The 15,691-nt window shown below is 68.8% G+C and carries 17 protein-coding genes; 4 read left to right on the top strand and 13 right to left on the bottom strand.

The features are described from left to right. Window positions 1-681: 681 nt before the first annotated feature. The 8 genes from ACFYPG_RS23510 to ACFYPG_RS23475 all read right to left on the bottom strand — a co-directional run bounded on the left by ACFYPG_RS23510 (window position 682) and on the right by ACFYPG_RS23475 (window position 9,054). Complete coding sequence (locus tag ACFYPG_RS23510) at window positions 682-1,917, bottom strand: iron-containing alcohol dehydrogenase (RefSeq protein WP_357203547.1); 1,236 nt, start codon at window positions 1,915-1,917, stop codon at window positions 682-684. Beyond that, the gene (locus ACFYPG_RS23505; RefSeq protein WP_355008520.1) at window positions 1,910-2,059 is read right to left on the bottom strand and encodes a hypothetical protein; all 150 of its coding nucleotides are present in this window, start codon (window positions 2,057-2,059) and stop codon (window positions 1,910-1,912) included. Before ACFYPG_RS23505 ends, ACFYPG_RS23510 begins: the two co-directional genes overlap by 8 nt. Then, entirely contained in the window at window positions 2,056-3,516 is a 1,461-nt protein-coding gene (locus ACFYPG_RS23500; RefSeq protein ID WP_355008521.1) for an NAD-dependent succinate-semialdehyde dehydrogenase, read from the bottom strand. Before ACFYPG_RS23500 ends, ACFYPG_RS23505 begins: the two co-directional genes overlap by 4 nt. Window positions 3,517-3,667: 151 nt before the next feature. Beyond that, on the bottom strand, window positions 3,668-4,744 hold the full coding sequence (locus ACFYPG_RS23495; RefSeq protein ID WP_355008522.1) for an ABC transporter ATP-binding protein: 1,077 nt from the start codon (window positions 4,742-4,744) through the stop codon (window positions 3,668-3,670). Then, the gene (locus ACFYPG_RS23490; protein WP_387353870.1) at window positions 4,744-5,811 is read right to left on the bottom strand and encodes an ABC transporter ATP-binding protein; all 1,068 of its coding nucleotides are present in this window, start codon (window positions 5,809-5,811) and stop codon (window positions 4,744-4,746) included. Before ACFYPG_RS23490 ends, ACFYPG_RS23495 begins: the two co-directional genes overlap by 1 nt. Beyond that, window positions 5,811-6,722 (bottom strand): carbohydrate ABC transporter permease, encoded by a 912-nt coding sequence (locus ACFYPG_RS23485; protein ID WP_355008524.1) that lies wholly within the window; start codon window positions 6,720-6,722, stop codon window positions 5,811-5,813. The genes ACFYPG_RS23490 and ACFYPG_RS23485 overlap by 1 nt, the downstream gene beginning before the upstream one ends. After that, window positions 6,722-7,546: a sugar ABC transporter permease gene (locus tag ACFYPG_RS23480; protein ID WP_355008525.1), complete on the bottom strand. Its 825-nt coding sequence runs from the start codon at window positions 7,544-7,546 to the stop codon at window positions 6,722-6,724. The genes ACFYPG_RS23485 and ACFYPG_RS23480 overlap by 1 nt, the downstream gene beginning before the upstream one ends. A gap of 122 nt (window positions 7,547-7,668) precedes the next feature. Next, the gene (locus ACFYPG_RS23475; RefSeq protein ID WP_355008526.1) at window positions 7,669-9,054 is read right to left on the bottom strand and encodes an extracellular solute-binding protein; all 1,386 of its coding nucleotides are present in this window, start codon (window positions 9,052-9,054) and stop codon (window positions 7,669-7,671) included. Window positions 9,055-9,492: 438 nt separating this feature from the next. Here ACFYPG_RS23475 and ACFYPG_RS23470 point away from each other — a divergent pair, with 438 nt between their 5' ends. From ACFYPG_RS23470 to ACFYPG_RS23460, 3 genes are all read left to right on the top strand, one after another. After that, window positions 9,493-10,236, top strand: coding sequence for a GntR family transcriptional regulator (locus tag ACFYPG_RS23470; protein ID WP_355008527.1), 744 nt, complete (start codon window positions 9,493-9,495; stop codon window positions 10,234-10,236). Window positions 10,237-10,325: 89 nt separating this feature from the next. After that, window positions 10,326-10,895, top strand: a complete 570-nt coding sequence (locus tag ACFYPG_RS23465) for a DJ-1/PfpI family protein (protein WP_355008528.1) — start codon at window positions 10,326-10,328, stop codon at window positions 10,893-10,895. 97 nt (window positions 10,896-10,992) lie between these two features. After that, the gene (locus ACFYPG_RS23460) at window positions 10,993-11,736 is read left to right on the top strand and encodes an alpha/beta fold hydrolase (protein WP_387353944.1); all 744 of its coding nucleotides are present in this window, start codon (window positions 10,993-10,995) and stop codon (window positions 11,734-11,736) included. Window positions 11,737-11,856: 120 nt separating this feature from the next. Here ACFYPG_RS23460 and ACFYPG_RS23455 read toward each other — a convergent pair whose 3' ends face one another. From ACFYPG_RS23455 to ACFYPG_RS23445, 3 genes are all read right to left on the bottom strand, one after another. Further along, window positions 11,857-12,114 (bottom strand): LPXTG cell wall anchor domain-containing protein, encoded by a 258-nt coding sequence (locus ACFYPG_RS23455; protein WP_387353869.1) that lies wholly within the window; start codon window positions 12,112-12,114, stop codon window positions 11,857-11,859. Then, on the bottom strand, window positions 12,105-12,263 hold the full coding sequence (locus ACFYPG_RS23450) for a hypothetical protein (protein ID WP_387353868.1): 159 nt from the start codon (window positions 12,261-12,263) through the stop codon (window positions 12,105-12,107). Before ACFYPG_RS23450 ends, ACFYPG_RS23455 begins: the two co-directional genes overlap by 10 nt. A gap of 155 nt (window positions 12,264-12,418) precedes the next feature. Beyond that, window positions 12,419-12,988 carry a DinB family protein gene (locus ACFYPG_RS23445; RefSeq protein WP_387353867.1) on the bottom strand — a complete coding sequence of 190 codons (570 nt, stop codon included), beginning with the start codon at window positions 12,986-12,988 and terminating at the stop codon, window positions 12,419-12,421. Window positions 12,989-13,118: 130 nt separating this feature from the next. Between ACFYPG_RS23445 and ACFYPG_RS23440 the strand changes: the two genes are divergently transcribed. Beyond that, entirely contained in the window at window positions 13,119-13,667 is a 549-nt protein-coding gene (locus ACFYPG_RS23440) for a GNAT family N-acetyltransferase (RefSeq protein WP_387353866.1), read from the top strand. An 89-nt stretch (window positions 13,668-13,756) separates the two neighbouring features. Here ACFYPG_RS23440 and ACFYPG_RS23435 read toward each other — a convergent pair whose 3' ends face one another. Together ACFYPG_RS23435 and ACFYPG_RS23430 are read right to left on the bottom strand one after the other, a co-directional pair. After that, window positions 13,757-14,419: a response regulator gene (locus ACFYPG_RS23435; protein WP_387353865.1), complete on the bottom strand. Its 663-nt coding sequence runs from the start codon at window positions 14,417-14,419 to the stop codon at window positions 13,757-13,759. Then, the gene (locus ACFYPG_RS23430; RefSeq protein WP_387353864.1) at window positions 14,416-15,564 is read right to left on the bottom strand and encodes a sensor histidine kinase; all 1,149 of its coding nucleotides are present in this window, start codon (window positions 15,562-15,564) and stop codon (window positions 14,416-14,418) included. The genes ACFYPG_RS23435 and ACFYPG_RS23430 overlap by 4 nt, the downstream gene beginning before the upstream one ends. Between the last annotated feature and the right edge of the window lie 127 nt (window positions 15,565-15,691).

The raw sequence follows: 15,691 nt of genomic DNA, 5'->3' as shown, positions 1-15,691 counted from the left end.
CTCGGTGTCGGATTCGGTGCGGTCTGCCGGCGTACGAGATGGTGGTACGGATGATCGTCGCCAGGTAGCGCGCGGAGGTCAACCGGCCGCCGTCGGCGGCGGCGCCGGGGGACCGCCAGGGTGCGGCTACGGCGTCGCGCTGGTCCGGTGGTGGTGATTCATCCCGATGTCAGCGGGTGGGACCTCATCGAGGACGGCTGGTCATCGCCCAGCAGTACGCGGAACGGTGTTCTTACGGCTTCGTTACGGGCGGCGATCTGGGTGCACGCAATCCATTGATGAGCGCCACGCTGAAGGTCGTCTACCAATCCAGGAGGGGACCATTATGTGTCAAGGGTGCTGCATGTCGGCACGCCGATGGCCTACGGCCCGTCCCTGATCCTCGGGGACGGTTGCCGTCCACCCAATGCCAAGAGGTGGGGACCACACGGCCCGCGCGATGGTGCGCGGCACGACGTCGGTCACGGTCGTGCCGGCATGCCCGCAGAGGTCGGCGACCTGCCCAACGTCGTTGATGGCCGGCCAGAGAAACAGCCGTGACCTGGTGGTGGTCAGGCGGACACCCGGCTCCTGCCGGATACGCCCTACCGGAGGACGGCTACGACGTCGGGCGCGATGGCGTAGCCGAGCATTCCGACGCCCTGGGTAGAGCAGGGTGGTCGTCGTCTCGGGAAGGGCTGGTCACTCTCTGCTCGGAGTCAGGGCGTGTCGGGTCCGGTCCCCGGTCCAGGCCGCTTCGAGGATCGCGGTCAGGCTGGCGGTGTCGCTCGGGCCCGGGTGGTTCTGGATCAGGCGGGTGACACCACTGGCCATCTCCGCGAAGCGCGGGAGGTCGGCGCGTGCCACGCCGATGTCCGCCAAGGTGGCAGGGATACCGATGTCGGCAAGGAGCCCGTCGAGCCAGGTGAGGAACGTGTCTGCGGCTTCGGCGTCGGAGGCGTCGGTGACGTCGAGCCCGCACACCCGGGCGAGGATGGCCAACCGGTCTGTGATGGCATCCCTGGCCGCGTCCAGCGCGTAGGGCAGTAGCAGTCCGACGCCCAGGCCGTGCGGCGTGTGCGTGGCTGCGCCGATGGGGTACTGGAGAGCGTGCGGGGCCGCGTTGCCCGCGTGGGAAAATGCGATCCCGGCGAGCATGGATCCATAGGACATGTCCGCGCGCGCGGCTGTGTCGCTTCCGTCCCTGACCACACGGCGCAAGCTACGGGCGATGCGTTCCGCAGCGCGGAGCGCGTAGTGGTCGGTGATCGGGTTGCGGCCGAGGAACACCTGCTCCACCGGGTCGCGCGGTCCGTGGGCCCGAGGCCGGGCGGTGTAGCTCTCCACGGCGTGACAGAACGCGTCGATACCGGAGTGGGCGGTGACGGTCGCCGGGCAGGTGTAGGTGAGTTCGGGGTCGACGATGGCGAAGTCGGGGACGATGTGGACGCTGGAAACCCCCACCTTCAGCTCGCGGTCCGGGTCGGTCAACACCGAGACGGGTGTGAGCTCGGAACCGGTGCCGGACGTCGTGGGGACCGCGACGAGAGGGATCGTCGGCCCCGGCACCCTCGACTCGCCGTAGAAGTCACGCGGTGTCCCACCGTGGCGCCGGATGACGCCGACGATTTTGGCGAGGTCGATCACCGTGCCACCCCCGATGGCGAGGATCACGTCGGCGTTCACCTCGGCGGCGGCCGAGACGGCCAGGGCGACATCGGAGAGAGGCACGTCTGAGGTCGCGTCGGAGAACACCTCGACGGCCTCGACCTTCTCCCGTACGGCGGCCACGATCTCGGCCACGCCTGGCTGCCGCAGGAGAACCTGGTCGGTCACGATGAGGACTCGCGAGCCACTCTCGGCCACCACTCGGGGGATGTTCTGCGCGACCCCTTCGCCCACTATCAGCTGGCGTGGTCCGCGGACGGTCTCAAGCATGGCAGTGCCTCTCCGGAACGTCGGCGGCGATGTGCTGGGTGGACGTCCAGGTCACCTGCGAGACCGGGACGGCGTCGGCGAGGTTGGCCGCCCGGGTGGCGCAGACGCGCGCGGCGGGCCCCCGGGGCAGCAGGCCGGTCACGGTAGGTCGATCGCCACGTAGGTGAGGTCGAGGTACTCGAGGACGCCCTCGTGCGACCCCTCCTTGCCGATCCCGGACTGCTTCACGCCGCCGAACGGAGCTGACGGATCCGATATCAGACCACGGTTGATGCCGAGCATCCCCGTGTCCAGCCCCTCGGCGAACCGGAGCGCCCGCTGGAGGTCACGGGTGAAGACGTATCCGGCCAGGCCGTGCTCGGTGTCGTTGGCCTTCGCCATCACCTCGTCATCGGACGTGAACGAGATGATCGGCGCCACCGGGCCGAAGATCTCCTCCCGCAGCATCCGCGCATCCTCGGGCACGTCGACGAGGACCGTGGGCGGGTAGAAGTGACCCGGCCCATCGGGACGCTCGCCGCCCACCAGGACCCGTGCGCCGCGATCGACCGCATCGGCGACGAGCCCGTCGATCGTGGTGACCGAGGCCTCGTCGATCAACGCCCCGACGTTCACGCCGTCGTCGAGACCATGGCCCACCGAGAGAGCGCCCATCCGCTCGGCGAAGCGCGCCGTGAATTCCTCGCGCACCGGCTCCTCGACGTAGATCCGGTTGGCCGCGATGCAGGACTCCCCGATGTTGCGCATCTTGGCCACCATGGCACCGTCGAGCGCGACGTCCAGGTCAGCGTCGGCGCACACGATCAGGGCGGCGTTGCCGCCCAGTTCCATGGAGGTGCGCAGCACATTGTCCGAGGCCTGTCGTAGCAGGACGCGCCCGACCTCGGTCGACCCGGTGAAGGACAGCTTGCGGGTCCGACTGTCGGCCAGCAGTGCGGAGACCACCGCGCCGGAACGCTTGGTGGTCACCACGTTGACGACGCCCGGGGGAACGCCGACCTCCTCCATGATGCGGGCCAGGAGCAGCATGGTGAGCGGCGTCTGACCTGCTGGCTTGGTGATCGTCGTGCAGCCGGCAGCCAGCGCAGGAGCGATCTTGCGGGCACCCATGGCCAACGGGAAGTTCCAGGGCGTCACGAAGACGCACGGTCCGACCGGCTTCGGCACGGTGAGGATGCGGTATCCACCTGCGGGAGCGATGCTGTAGCGCCCTTCGACGCGCACCGCCTCCTCGGCGAACCAACGGAAGAACTCGGCACCGTAGGCCACCTCTCCCCGAGCCTCGGCGAGCGGCTTGCCCATCTCCAGCGTGATCAGCCGGGCGACCTCCTCGGATCGCTCGGTCAGTGCCCGGTACGTCGCGGTCAACAACTCTGACCGTTTCCGTGGCGGGGTGGCCGCCCACTCCGCCATTGCCCTGCTCGCCGCGTCCAGGGCGGCGAGCCCGTCGACGACGTCAGCGTCCGCCACCTCGGCGATGGTCTTGCCGGTGGCGGGGTCCTCGACGGCGAAGGTGGCTCCGCTTGCGGCGTCGCGCCACGCGTCGCCGATCCGGAGCCGCCGATACTCGGGGGCCAGCACGTTCATCGGGTCACTCATCGCGTCGCCTCCTGTGATCTTCCTCGTGATGTCCGGCGTGCCTCAGCGATCGCGCTGTGCGCGTAGACGGACGGGTCACACGCCCTCGTCGCGGGCGAGGCGGGCTCGACTGCCACGTACGGGCGCATGTCGCCGTCGCCGCCCGGCGCCGTTACCGCCCAGCCTCGGACAGCGACACCCCGGTGCCCGCGTCGAACAGGTGCGCACGGTCCAGGTCGACGGTGACAAGCACCCGCTCGCCCGGCGTACCCGCGACTGTGGGTCGGGCCTTGACCTTGAGGATCTCCGTCCCGACCCGGACGTCGACCACCGTCCGGTCACCGAGCGGCTCAAGCCCGTAGAGCTCGCCCGACAACGACGCGCTCCCACGCTGCTCGACGGACAGGTCCTCCGACCGCAGGCCCAGCATCAGCTCACGACCGTCCTCAGCCGTGGTCCAGCGGGGCCGCGGCAGCGTCCAGCCCTCGGCACCGACCAGACGATCTCCCTCGGCACGGCAGGCGAGCAGGCTGATCGGCGGGCTCCCGACGAATCCCGCGACCCACTGGTTGGCTGGGCGCTCGTACACCTCGGTCGGTGTTCCGACCTGTTGCACAGTCCCCTCCTTCAGGACCGCGACCTGGTCGGCCATGGACAGAGCCTCGACCTGGTCGTTGGTCACGTAGACGAAGGTCGCTCCGAGGCTGCGGTGGATGCGGGTGAGCTCGGTGCGCATCTCGACGCGGAGCTTGAGGTCGAGATTCGTCAGCGGCTCGTCCATGAGGAACGCGCGCGGACTACGGACCAGCGCCCGGGCCAGGGCGACGCGCTGCATCTCACCACCCGACAACTGCGCCGGACGACGCTGCAGCAACCGTTCGATGTGCAGCAGGTTCGACATCTGCTCGACGGCAGCGGCGATCTCGCTCGACGAACAGCGACGTGCCCGCAGCGGCGAAGCGATGTTCTCGTACACCGTGTGTCGCGGGTAGAGGGCGTAACTCTGGAAGACCATGGCCAGGTCGCGTGCGGCCGGGGTGTCACCGGTCGCGTCCCTGCCGTCCAGATGCACCGACCCGGCGTCAAGCTTGTCAAGGCCGGCGATCGCTCGCAGGGTCGTCGTCTTGCCTGCCCCGGAGGGCCCCAGCACGACGAAGAACGAGCCGTCCGGCACGTCCAGCGTCACCCCGTCGAGGGCCTGGACTTTTCCGAAGGACTTGCGCAGCCCGTGCGCTGCCACGGTTCCCATCAGGCCACCAGCTCTTCCGTGCTCACGTCGTAGACCGCCGGGGTGCCGCCGGTGTGCCGCAACCCGACGGTTGCGTCAGCGGCGAAACGGACGGTCGGTGGCATCCGAACCCGTACGTCGCGCTGGCCGCCGTGGTCGACCACGTAGATGATTTCGTCGCCCAGCCACTCCGCCGAGACCACGCGGGCCGGGACCGAGTGTTCCGCCCCGGGTTCGGTGACTTCCAGCGCCTCCGGCCGGACGCCCGCGATCAGGCCACGGTCGCGCGGCAGGCCCGGCGGTGGCGTGAGGACCAGTCCGCCCTCACCGCGCAGCTTCCCGTCGGCCACCTCCACCTCGATGAGGTTCATCGGCGGGGAGCCGATGAATGAGGCGCAGAAGAGACTCGCCGGACGGTCGTAGACCTCCAGCGGCGTGCCGATCTGCTCGACGCGGCCCTTGTTGAGGATGGCGATTCGGTGACCGAGCGACATCGCCTCGACCTGGTCGTGGGTGACGTAGACCATCGTGGCGCCCAGTTCCCCCTGCAGGTGCTTGATCTCCGTGCGCATGTCCGCCCTCAGCTCCGCGTCCAGGTTGGTGAGAGGTTCGTCCATGAGGAACGCGCGCGGTCGCCGTACCAGGGCGCGAGCGAGCGCGACGCGCTGCTGCTCGCCGCCGGACAGCTGGCGGGGTCGCCGGTCCAGGAGCGGACCGAGCTGCATCAGCCGGGCGGCCTCGTTGACCCGCTCGTGCACCTCCTGCTTGGGCAGTCCCTCGGCCCGCAGCGGGAACGCCAGGTTGTCGCGGGTCTTCAGGTGCGGGTAGAGGGCGTAGAACTGGAACACCATGGCGATGTCGCGTTCGGCGGGCGGTAGGTCGTTGACCAGCGTGTCGCCGATGCGGATGTCGCCCGTCGTCTGCCTCTCCAGGCCGGCTATGGCCCGCAGCGTGGTCGTCTTGCCGCAGCCCGAAGGGCCGAGCATCACGAACAGCTCGCCGTGGCCGATGGACAGGTCCACGTGTTCGACCGCGACCGTCCCGTCCGGGTAGCGCTTGTGCAGCGCTGTCACCTCGATGCCCGCCATCAGCGTCGCACCGCCCCGAGCGTCACGCCGGCGATGAGGTGCTTGCGCACCAGGTACGCGAAGACGAGCACCGGTAGGGCGAACACCACGGAGGCGGCGGCCACGAGGCCCCAGTCCGTGGTGGTGCCGCCGATCAGGCCGGCGATGGCGGGTGGGGCCGTCCGGACGTCGTCGCTGGAGGTGAGGAAGGTGGCGAACACGAACTCGTTCCACGAGAAGATGAGCGCGAAGACCGCCGTCGCGGCGATGCCGGGCACGAGCAGGGGAAGGGTGAAGCGCCGGAACGCCTGCAGACGGGTGTAGCCGTCGAGCATGGCGGCATCCTCGTACTCCGCGGGCACCTCGTCGACGAACCCCTTCATCATCCAGATCGTGAACGGGACGTTGAACGCCGTGTAGATGAGGATCAGGCCGAGCTTGTTGTCGATGAGTCCGACCTGGCGGTACATGAGGAAGATCGGGATCACGACCACCACGGGCGGCATGAAGCGCGTGGACAGGATGAAGAACAGTTGGTCCTTCTTGGCCTTCACGGCGAAGCGTGAGTAGGCCCAGGCCGCCGGGACCCCCAGCACGGTGGCCAGCACCGTGGAGGCTCCGGCCACCACGACAGAGTTGAGGAACGAGACGGACAGGGCCGAGCGACCGCCGCCGGGGGAGACGAACACGTCTTTGTAATGACTCAGAGTGATCTTGAAGTCGAAGAACTTGGCCGGGATGGCGTAGACGTCCCTGTTCTCCTTGATGGACGTTTCGATCATCCACAGCACCGGAAAGAGCATCACGACGGCCAGCGCGGTCAGCAGCGCGACCTCCAGCACGGAGCGGCCTCGGCTGCCGAGGCGGCGCGCGGGGGGCGTGTGATCCCGGGCAGGACCCGTGGCCACTGCCTCGTCGACGGAGACGGCCATCAGCCCTCCTTGAGCTTGTTCAGATAGCGCAGGTAGAACTGCGTGAGGACGATGACGACGAGGACCATGAGGATTCCGTACGCCGAAGCGGTTCCGGTGTTGAAGCCCAGGAACGCGACCTTGTAGATGTGGAACGACAACGTCTCGGTAGAAACACCCGGGCCTCCGTTGGTGAGGATGTAGACGAGGTCGAACAGCCGGAATGCCTCGATGGCCCTGAACATCACGGCGATGAGGAGCAGCGGCCACACCAGCGGAAGCGTGATGGTGCGGAACCGGAACCATTCGGACGCCCGGTCGATCGAGGCGGCCTCATAGAGGTACTTGGGAACCGCGGTGAGGCCCGCGAGCGCGATGAGCATGATGAACGGCGTCCATTGCCAGGTGTCGACCACGATCAGGGACAGCAGTGCCGTCCGCTGGCGGGTGAGCCACTCCACCTGCCCCAGACCGAGTGAGCCGAGCATGCTGTTGACCACGCCGAACTGTGCGTCGAGCATGAATCGCCAGAACAGCCCGACCACGACCGGCGACAGCATCATCGGCACCAGGAACAGGGTGGTCAGCACTCCTCGCCCATGTGTGCGCCGTGAGATCAGGTAGGCGATGCCGAATCCGAGCACGGTCTGAAGGCCGACCGCGCCGACCACGTAGATCAACGTCGTCAGGGCCCTCGTGTGGACCTGCGCCGACGTCAGGATGGCGGTGTAGTTCCCGAATCCGATGAAATCGGCCGGCCCCCCGCGGGTGGCGGAGTAGTCGGTGAAAGACAGGTACAACGCCCACAGCAACGGGAACACCGACATGGCGAGCAGCAGCAGCATCGCGGGGGAGATGAAGGCAACGGCGAGCCCGCGGTCGCTCAGCCGAGGGGCCCGACCCCGGGCAGGCGGCCTTGCGGACGCCACCTGCCCGGGATCGTCGGTAGTCAGAGGGGCGGGGTCACTCACAGTCCGCCGCCACCCTTGCGGTTGCCGGAGTCGAGCACGCCCTGCTGCTCCTTGGCGATGTCGTCGAGCGCATCCTTGGGCTTCTTGGCGCCGTTGAGAGCCGCGTTCACGTTGGTGTTCTCGATGTCGACGAGGCGCGCGTACTCGGGCACGTTCCACATGTCCCGCATCCGCGGCACCGAGTCGGCGTACACCTTGTTGAACGGCCCGGCGTTGAGGAACTCGGGTGACTGGATTGCGTCCGTACGCGATGGCACGCCACCAGCCGCGGCCCACTTCTTCTGGATGTCAGCCCGTTCGAACCACTCCATGAAGTTCAGGGCCTCGGCCTGGTTGTCCTTGGCGGAGTAGGCCGACACGTGCATCCCCATGCCGCCGAGGGGGACCAGGTTCGTCTTCTGGCTCGGCAGGGTGGCAAAACCCAGCTTGTCGAGAATCTTCTCCCGGCTGGTACCGAGCGTCGACTGCTTCGGATCGAGCAGGCCGCCGCTCGCGGCGATCCAGTTGAACGCGATGCACGCCTTGCCCTGGGCGACCGCCGCGTTCACCTCGTCGATGAACCAGTTGCCGGAACCCTTGGCGGTCAGCGGCTTCATCTTGTTGACCAGGACGTCCATCGCCTCCTGGCCCGCGGTGTCGTTGAGGACACCCTCGATCTTGCGCGCCTTGGAGTCCCAGAGGTTGCCGCCGTAGACGCCGTTCACCGTGTTGTAGGTGACGGCCGCGGCGTCGGAGCCGTTGGCCTGGTGGAAGGCCAGCCCGCTGACGCCAGGGTTGTCCGCCTGGCATTTCGTGGCGGCCGCGATCATCTCGTCCCAGGTCTGCGGTGGCTTGGCACCGATCAGGTCCTTGCGGTAGATCATCGTCCAGGTGTCGCCGAGCAGCGGTAGTCCGTACAGGCTGGCGTTCTCGTCGCGCTTGCCGGTCTCCGCCTGGGGGTACTGGCCGTAGGCCGCCAGGAGGTACGGGTCGTAGGCGGTGACGTCGATGTTCTTCTTGACGAAGTCGGTGATGTCGAGGATGTTGCCGTTCGTCACGGCCTCGCCGATGTGTTGCGAGTCCAGGATCGCGATGTCGAAGTCGGTCTTTCGCGCCGCGAACTGGGTGAACATGGCGTCGTGCCAGTTCGCGTTCGGCACGGTGTTGACCTTGATGGTCGCGTTCGGCCGTTCCTTCTTGTACTCCGCGTTCGCGAAGGCTTCCAGTGCCTTGGCGGGCGGCCAGTCGAACCAGATGAAGCTGAGCGTCAGCGGATCCTTGGTGAGCTCCGGGATGGTCGCCGGCGCCTTGGGGGCGCTCGCCTTCTCGCCGTCGTCCTTGCCATCGCCGCACGCCGTCGCGGTCGTGGCCACCAGCAGCATGGCCAGGGTCGCCAGCTGCACCTTTCGGCCGGGATCGGACAATCGTCCTGTTCGCTTCAGATACCGCATCTTATTGCCTGCTTTCTGGGTGGGAACTTCTAAGGCCTCGCTATGTGCTTCGCCGAGCAGTTGCTGGGTTGTTCAGGCGCGTTGCCGGGCTGCCACGGGGACCGACCCGCGGACCGGCGTCACGAGTACGCCGCGAGTGCCGGGTCTGCCTGCCGTCGGGAGAGTCCTTCGGTTCAGCTGCGACCCGGTGACGACCCGAGCGGGACGTCGAGCATGCTCGTGGGAGTTTCAGGTGATCGAAGTGAAGCGGTGGCGGGTGGTGCCGCGATGTACAGGATGGCGGGCGTGCGTCACTTTTCCTATACGATCGCGTGGGGGCGTCAGCATGCCGCAGCGTTGTGACTGATGTCAATAGTTTCGCGAAGGCGCAGGAAGGGACCTCACGTCACGATGGACGACGAAGCGATGATCGCGCGGGGCCGCAGGGCCGTGACGGGCGGAACGCCGGCGGGAAGATCTGGCGGCCGGCTCGCCGACGAGGTGTACGACACGCTGCTCGGACAGCTGATGTCGCTACGGATCGAGCCTGGCTCCCGCGTCACGATCGACGTCCTGGCCCGGGAACTGGGAGTCTCGCAGACGCCGATCCGAGACGCTCTGAACCGGATGGAGGCCGAGGGTCTGGTCGTGCGGGTGCCCCATGCCGGCTACCGCATTCCTCCCCAGATAACCCGTCACCGGTTCGAGGACATGCTCGAGGTCCGCCTGCTCCTCGAGCCGGCAGCGGCGCGCAGATCCGCCGAACGCGCCTCCTCGGAGCAGGTTGCGGGTCTGCGACGGATGCTGGAGGAGATGGCGGAGCTGGAGGGGGGCAGCGGACCGCTGGCCTACGGCGCCTTCGGGCTACGCGACGCGGCCTTCCACGATCTCGTCGCCCTGAGCGCGGAGAACCAGGTCATCCGTGAAACGCTCGCTCGCCTGCACAGCCACGTGCACCTCTTCCGGCTTCACCACGACACCCAGGTCACGCACCAGGCCATGGCCGAGCACGAGGACGTCGTGACCGCGATCGCCGCGCGTGACCCCGACGCCGCCGCCTACGCGATGCGTCGGCACATCCTGCGATCCGGTGAGCGTTTCCGACGATTGTTCAACGAGATCGAGCACGCGGACGGAATGACGGTAGAGGCTTGACGGGCGCGCTGGGCCCAGGAATGCTGACTCAATCCTGATCGGATCGGATTGGATCCACCTCACCCGCCCCTAGATGCGAGGAGAAGTAGGTGCCCAGAGCGCTGCTCCTGACCGGCGATGCCGCCGAGGAGCTCGACACCATGTATCCCTACTACCGCGTGCAGGAGGGCGGCTGGGACGTCGACGTCTCGTCACGGACGATGCGCGACGTGCAACTGGTCATCCACGAGTTCGACCCCAACTCCGACGCCTACGTGGAGAAGAACGGCCGCAAGCTGCCGGTCGACGTGCCCTGGGCCGACGTCGACGTCGAGCGCTATGACGCCCTCATCATCCCCGGGGGACGAGCCCCCGAGTGGATCCGGGTCGACGCCGACGTCAGGCGCATCACCGAGCACTTCTTCGCGCGCAACCTTCCCATCGCGCTGGTGTGCCACGGCGCGCAGGTGCCAGCGGTGTACGGGCTGCTGAAGGGTCGAAAGACCGCGTGTTTCCCCCCCATCACCGGTGACATGGAGAACGCGGGCGCGACGGTCATCGACGCTCCCGACGTCGTGGACGGCAACCTCGTCTCCTGCCGGGGTTGGCCCGACATGCCGCAGTTCGGCAGGGCGATGATGGAGCTCTTCTCGAAGTCCGTCGACCCCGCGTCGGCATGAGCACATCCGACCTGCCCTGGTGACCGCACTTCGGACCGTCGCAGTCGACGGTTCCCCCGTCCACGTCCTGGACAGCGGCACGGGGCCCGCGGTGCTGATGCTGCACGGCTCCGGACCCGGCACGACCGGGTCCGGCGCCTGGGCAACGACGGCGCAGGCGCTGGGCGCGTCCTGGCGCGTGGTAGCTCCTGACCAGGCGGGGTTCGGCCGCACACCCCTCCCGGCAGGCTCCAGGGGTGGGCTCCGGCTGTGGACGGAGCAGGCCGCAAGCCTGATGGATGCCCTCGGTATCGAGCATTACGCCGTGGTGGGTCACTCCATGGGCGGTGCCGTGGCGCTGGCGTTGGCGGCCGCACGCCCCCAGCAGGTCACCCGTGTCGTGGCGGTCTCGACGATGGGCGCCCCCGGGGCGCCGCTCTCCGCCGACCTCGACGCGGTCTGGGCCGCCCCCGCCGGCCCGTCCGGGGCACGGGACATGCTCAGTCGCCTCGTCCTCGATCAGGCGCTCGTGACCGATTCGGCCGTCGACGCCCGTGCGTCCGCGATGCGGGCGGGGGCGGCGGCATTCGCGTCGGTGTTCCCTCCACCAAGGGCACGATGGGCCACCGATCTCACTCTTTCGGCGCAGACGCTGGCGACGGTGCGCGCGCCCGTACTGCTCGTGCACGGCGTCGAGGACCGGGTCACGCCGCTCGCGACGGCAGCCCAGCCCCTGCTCGAACACCTGGCTGACGTCCGTCTGCACGTGTTCGGTCGATGCGGGCACGTGCCGGCGATCGAGCACCCGCGGGAGTTCAGACAGCTGCTGTCGTGCTTCCTCGACCCGGACCGAGATCACTGATCGCTGCGGCACTCCGCACGACGTCAGGGCGACGACCTTGTGAGTCACAGCAGTTCATGCGGGTGAGCCCGTGCCCCGCCGACCTGAGGTCGACGGGGCACGGTTGGCGCAGGAAACAGATCAGGCGACGAAGCGGGTCCTGCGACGGCGGGCCACCACGAAGCCCGCAGCGCCGGCGGCGAGCAGTACGCCACCGATGCCGGCAATCAGTCCAGCCTTGGCACCGGTGATCGGCAGCGAGCCATCGGTGCCCCCGCCTCCCTGGCCGTCATCCCCACCGGGGCTCTCGCTCCCGCCGTCAGCGCTCGCGATGATGGTGATCTTCGCGCTGTCGTTGGCGGGGTTGGGATCCACGCCTGTGTGGAAGGTCAGCCGCACCTCTGCGGCCCGGTGCCTGCCTCGTCGAGGCGCAACTCGAACTCGTACTCCATCTTCTCGCCCTTGGCCAGGCGTTTGCTCTCGCCACAGCGGTACTCCTTGCCGCCGGGCTTTCCAGGCACCCAGTGGCCGGGGCTGGAGCACGTCATCGGAACGCGTACGGCCGTGACGCCATCCGGCAGTGAGAGCACGGTACGGGGCCGAAGGTCCTTGGCTCCGTGAACGATCAGCAGTCGGCGTAAGGTCGGGTGCCGTCGCTCAACTGTCTGCTGAGGACGGCTGGCTGAGCACACGAACGGTGCGGTCATCTGCCGGTGGATGCGCGCGCGGCCCCGTCCTGCCAGCGGTAGAGGTCGCGCAGCAGGGAAATCTCGGCGCCGTGATGGATGAGCTCCCTGTTGACGTGCAGGACGATGCCCTCCATGGGAAACCGTTCGGGACCGACCGTGGGCGGGTTCTCCAGGTCGGCGTCCGAGAGCTCGCGGACGCCGGTGTTCCATGTCCCGTACATCTCGTCGAGCTGTTTCAGCGCCTCGTCAGCGGTTGCCGCGTAGGCGAATGTCTGGGAGTCGACGTTCTGGCCGCCGAAGTGCCATCCGACCCGGTAGCCCAGGCAGGAGACGATGATGTGCGCCAGCCGCCAGGCAATCGTGGTCACCGGCGCCGGCACCGGGTCAGGGGACGCGAAGTCCATCGTCCATGCCCCCGAACCCGCCGGCATCGATGCGACCGACGTGCCACGTGGGCGGATGCTCCAGCAGCCAGGCACCGGCTCCCAGAAGTACTCCTCATCGGCGAGACCGTGCAGCCGAGGACGCAGGTTCCTGTGCCAATGCCGGTCCAGCTGGTCCGCGATTCGCGCGCTCCTTGTCATTTCCGCACGCTACCTACAGCAGAGGCCCGGCTGTGTCCCTCGGACAGCGCCGCCGTGAGCGCGGTTCGACAATGACAACTCGCGCTGGCTGGGTGGGGTTCCGATGACCCAGGCGTGACAGCCTCGACCGATGACGCGTATGGCAGACCTGCAAGCCGTGGCTTGGCCGCCTGCTCCGATCAGGACCGAGCGGCTCGTGCTCCGTGAGCCCGAGACCCGGGATCGTGACGCCTTCATCGAGCTGTTGGCGTCGCCAGAGGTGAACAGTTACCTCGGTGGTCCCCGCCTGCCTGGCGAGCTTGAGCGCGAGATGCCCGTGGTGCCCGAGCAGTGGCCGGGGAGCTTCGTCGTTGAGCTCGACGGGGCGATGATCGGCCAGATCCTGCTCAGGAGAGCAACGGCGCACCATCGCCCGGCTGCCATCGGGAAGGTCGACCTCGGCTACCTGTTTCTGCCAAGGGCGTGGGGATTCGGGTACGCCGCCGAGGCGTGCGCGGCGGCACTCGACTGGCTCGGCGGCGTTCTTCCCGGCGAGCCGGTGGTGCTCACCACTCAAACCGCCAACGTCGGCTCGATGCGCCTTGCGGCAAGGCTGGGGTTCACCGAGGTGGAGCGGTTCCATGCCTGGGACGCCGAGCAGTGGCTCGGCCTGCGGTCTCCGGTCACGCCGTCTGCTTGAGCTGGTCGGCAGCGGCCACGTCCGGCCGAATCTTGCCACCGCACCGAAGGTGCTCACCGAGGTGGTGGCCGGCTGCTCTCCGCCGTTGCTCAGCCTTCGCCGGGGCGCACCAGCCCGCTCTCGTACGCGATAACCACAAGCTGGGCGCGGTCGCGGGCGTTCAGTTTGTGCAGCAGACGGCTCACGTACGTGCGGGCCGTGTCCGGGCTGAGATGCAGGGCCGCCCCGATCTCCACATTCGACCGTCCGGTGCCGACCTGTGCCAGGACGTCGCGTTCGCGCCCGGTGAGCCCGATCAGCCGGGCCGGGTCCGCGACGGGGGAGCGGGCGGCCGCGGCGATCACCCGCCGGGTCACCGCCGGTGACAGCAGCGCGTCCCCGCCGGCCACCACGCGGACGGCGTCCCGCAGGGCGTCGGGCGGGGTGTCCTTGAGGAGGAAGCCGGCGGCGCCGGCGCGGATGGCCTCGAAGAGGTACTCGTCGTCGTCGAAGGTGGTCAGCATGACCACCCGGACGTCGGCCAGCGTCGGGTCGGCGAGGATGCGGCGGGTGGCCTCGATACCGTCGCCGCCGAGCATCCGGACATCCATCAGGACGACGTCGGGCCGCTGCTCGCGGGCGACCGCCACACCGACCCGGCCGTCGCCGGCTTCGCCGACAACGGTGATGTCCGGGGCGCGTTCCAGCAACGCGCGGAGTCCGGTGCGGACCAGGTGCTGGTCGTCGACGAGGACGACGCGTACGTCGGTCATGCGGCGACTCCGGCCAGCGGTAGGTGGACCGAGACCCGGAAGCCGCCGTCAGCGGTCTCGCCGGCATCGAGGGTTCCGCCGAGCAGGGCAACCCGCTCCGACATACCGCGTAGCCCCTGACCCGTCTCAACCGCCGTGCCGCCGGTGGATCCCCGGCCGTCGTCGACGACCTCCACCGACAGCCGGGCCGAGGTCACCCGGATCGTCACTGTGGCGCGGGTGGCGTGCGCGTGGCGCAGCACATTGGTCAGTGCCTCCTGCACGATGCGGTACACAGTGCTGCCGACCACCGTGGGCAGGGTGTCGACCGACCCGTCGAGACGCAGTTCGACCGGCAGCCCACCGCGGCGGACGCCCTCAATGAGCGTGCGCAGCTGGGTGAAACCGGGGGCCGGCTCGCGTGGCCCGGGCTCGCGACGCAGCGTGCCCAACGTGGCACGCAGCTCGGCCATGGCGCTGCCGCTCACCGAGTGGATCGCTGCCAGCGCGGCCTCGGCCCGCTCGGGCTCGGCATCAGCAAGTGCCTCCCTCGCCACAGCCGACTGCAGGGTGACCACCGACATCGTGTGTCCGAGCGTGTCGTGCACCTCCCGGGCAATGCGCAGCCGCTCGGCCTCGACCTGCCGGGCTGCCTCCCGGCGGCGTTCCTCGGCCGCCGAGGCGGCCTGCCGGGCCAGCGTGACCCGTAGCGAACGCCGGTTGCGGACGGCGTCACCGAGAGCGATGACGGCGAGTATCAGGGCCGCCTCGGAGCCGAGACCAGCACCGATCACGACAGAGATGTCGTCTCCCTCGACGAGCCGGGCGGCCACCGAAACGGCCAGCAGGCTCCCGCCGACGGCGGCGGCCGGGACCACCCGGCCCCGCTGGGCGGCCACGTAGAGGATGGCGGCGGCCGGCGCGGCCACGCCGACCGGCGGCAACTCCAGCGCGTAGTAGCCGAGGATGCCGGCGGCTGTCGCCAGCAGCGCGGGGACGGTCCAACGCCGGGCTACCAGCAGCAGTACGGCCAGGCCGACCCCGAACCCGCCAGCCAGCGCCGCCCGGGAGGTCGGCGCGTCCTCGGTCGCGATCGCCGCCGCGACCAGGCCCAGGATGGCCACAGCGAGCAGCGCCTCGGTTCGGGTGGGTGAGGTTGCCTGCACGTCCGTGAGCCTAAGTCGGCGCGGGCCCGAGCCGCTGCCGTCCGCAGGCAACACCCCCGCTCCCGCACGTACGTCGAGAAGCGATGCCAGCTCACGCGGCTGCGCGGCAGACGGCCCCGAATTGGCG

Origin of the sequence: Micromonospora sp. NPDC005553 (genome assembly GCF_042871765.1) — a bacterium.
Classification (GTDB): domain Bacteria; phylum Actinomycetota; class Actinomycetes; order Mycobacteriales; family Micromonosporaceae; genus Micromonospora.
The sequence above is the reverse complement of the archived record's forward strand: the minus strand, read 5'-3'. Positions and strand labels throughout refer to the sequence as shown.

What these genes read in the sequence shown, in the direction of transcription:
- ACFYPG_RS23485 (WP_355008524.1), bottom strand. Translation starts at nt 6,722, where the DNA reads ATGGCCGTCTCCGTCGACGAGGCAGTGGCCACGGGTCCTGCCCGGGAT.
- ACFYPG_RS23450 (WP_387353868.1), bottom strand. Translation starts at nt 12,263, where the DNA reads ATGACGTGCTCCAGCCCCGGCCACTGGGTGCCTGGAAAGCCCGGCGGC.
- ACFYPG_RS23480 (WP_355008525.1), bottom strand. Translation starts at nt 7,546, where the DNA reads ATGCTGCTGCTGCTCGCCATGTCGGTGTTCCCGTTGCTGTGGGCGTTG.
- ACFYPG_RS23495 (WP_355008522.1), bottom strand. Translation starts at nt 4,744, where the DNA reads ATGGGAACCGTGGCAGCGCACGGGCTGCGCAAGTCCTTCGGAAAAGTC.
- ACFYPG_RS23440 (WP_387353866.1), top strand. Translation starts at nt 13,119, where the DNA reads ATGACGCGTATGGCAGACCTGCAAGCCGTGGCTTGGCCGCCTGCTCCG.
- ACFYPG_RS23470 (WP_355008527.1), top strand. Translation starts at nt 9,493, where the DNA reads ATGGACGACGAAGCGATGATCGCGCGGGGCCGCAGGGCCGTGACGGGC.
- ACFYPG_RS23460 (WP_387353944.1), top strand. Translation starts at nt 10,993, where the DNA reads ATGCTGCACGGCTCCGGACCCGGCACGACCGGGTCCGGCGCCTGGGCA.
- ACFYPG_RS23435 (WP_387353865.1), bottom strand. Translation starts at nt 14,419, where the DNA reads ATGACCGACGTACGCGTCGTCCTCGTCGACGACCAGCACCTGGTCCGC.
- ACFYPG_RS23445 (WP_387353867.1), bottom strand. Translation starts at nt 12,988, where the DNA reads ATGACAAGGAGCGCGCGAATCGCGGACCAGCTGGACCGGCATTGGCAC.
- ACFYPG_RS23500 (WP_355008521.1), bottom strand. Translation starts at nt 3,516, where the DNA reads ATGAGTGACCCGATGAACGTGCTGGCCCCCGAGTATCGGCGGCTCCGG.
- ACFYPG_RS23490 (WP_387353870.1), bottom strand. Translation starts at nt 5,811, where the DNA reads ATGGCGGGCATCGAGGTGACAGCGCTGCACAAGCGCTACCCGGACGGG.
- ACFYPG_RS23510 (WP_357203547.1), bottom strand. Translation starts at nt 1,917, where the DNA reads ATGCTTGAGACCGTCCGCGGACCACGCCAGCTGATAGTGGGCGAAGGG.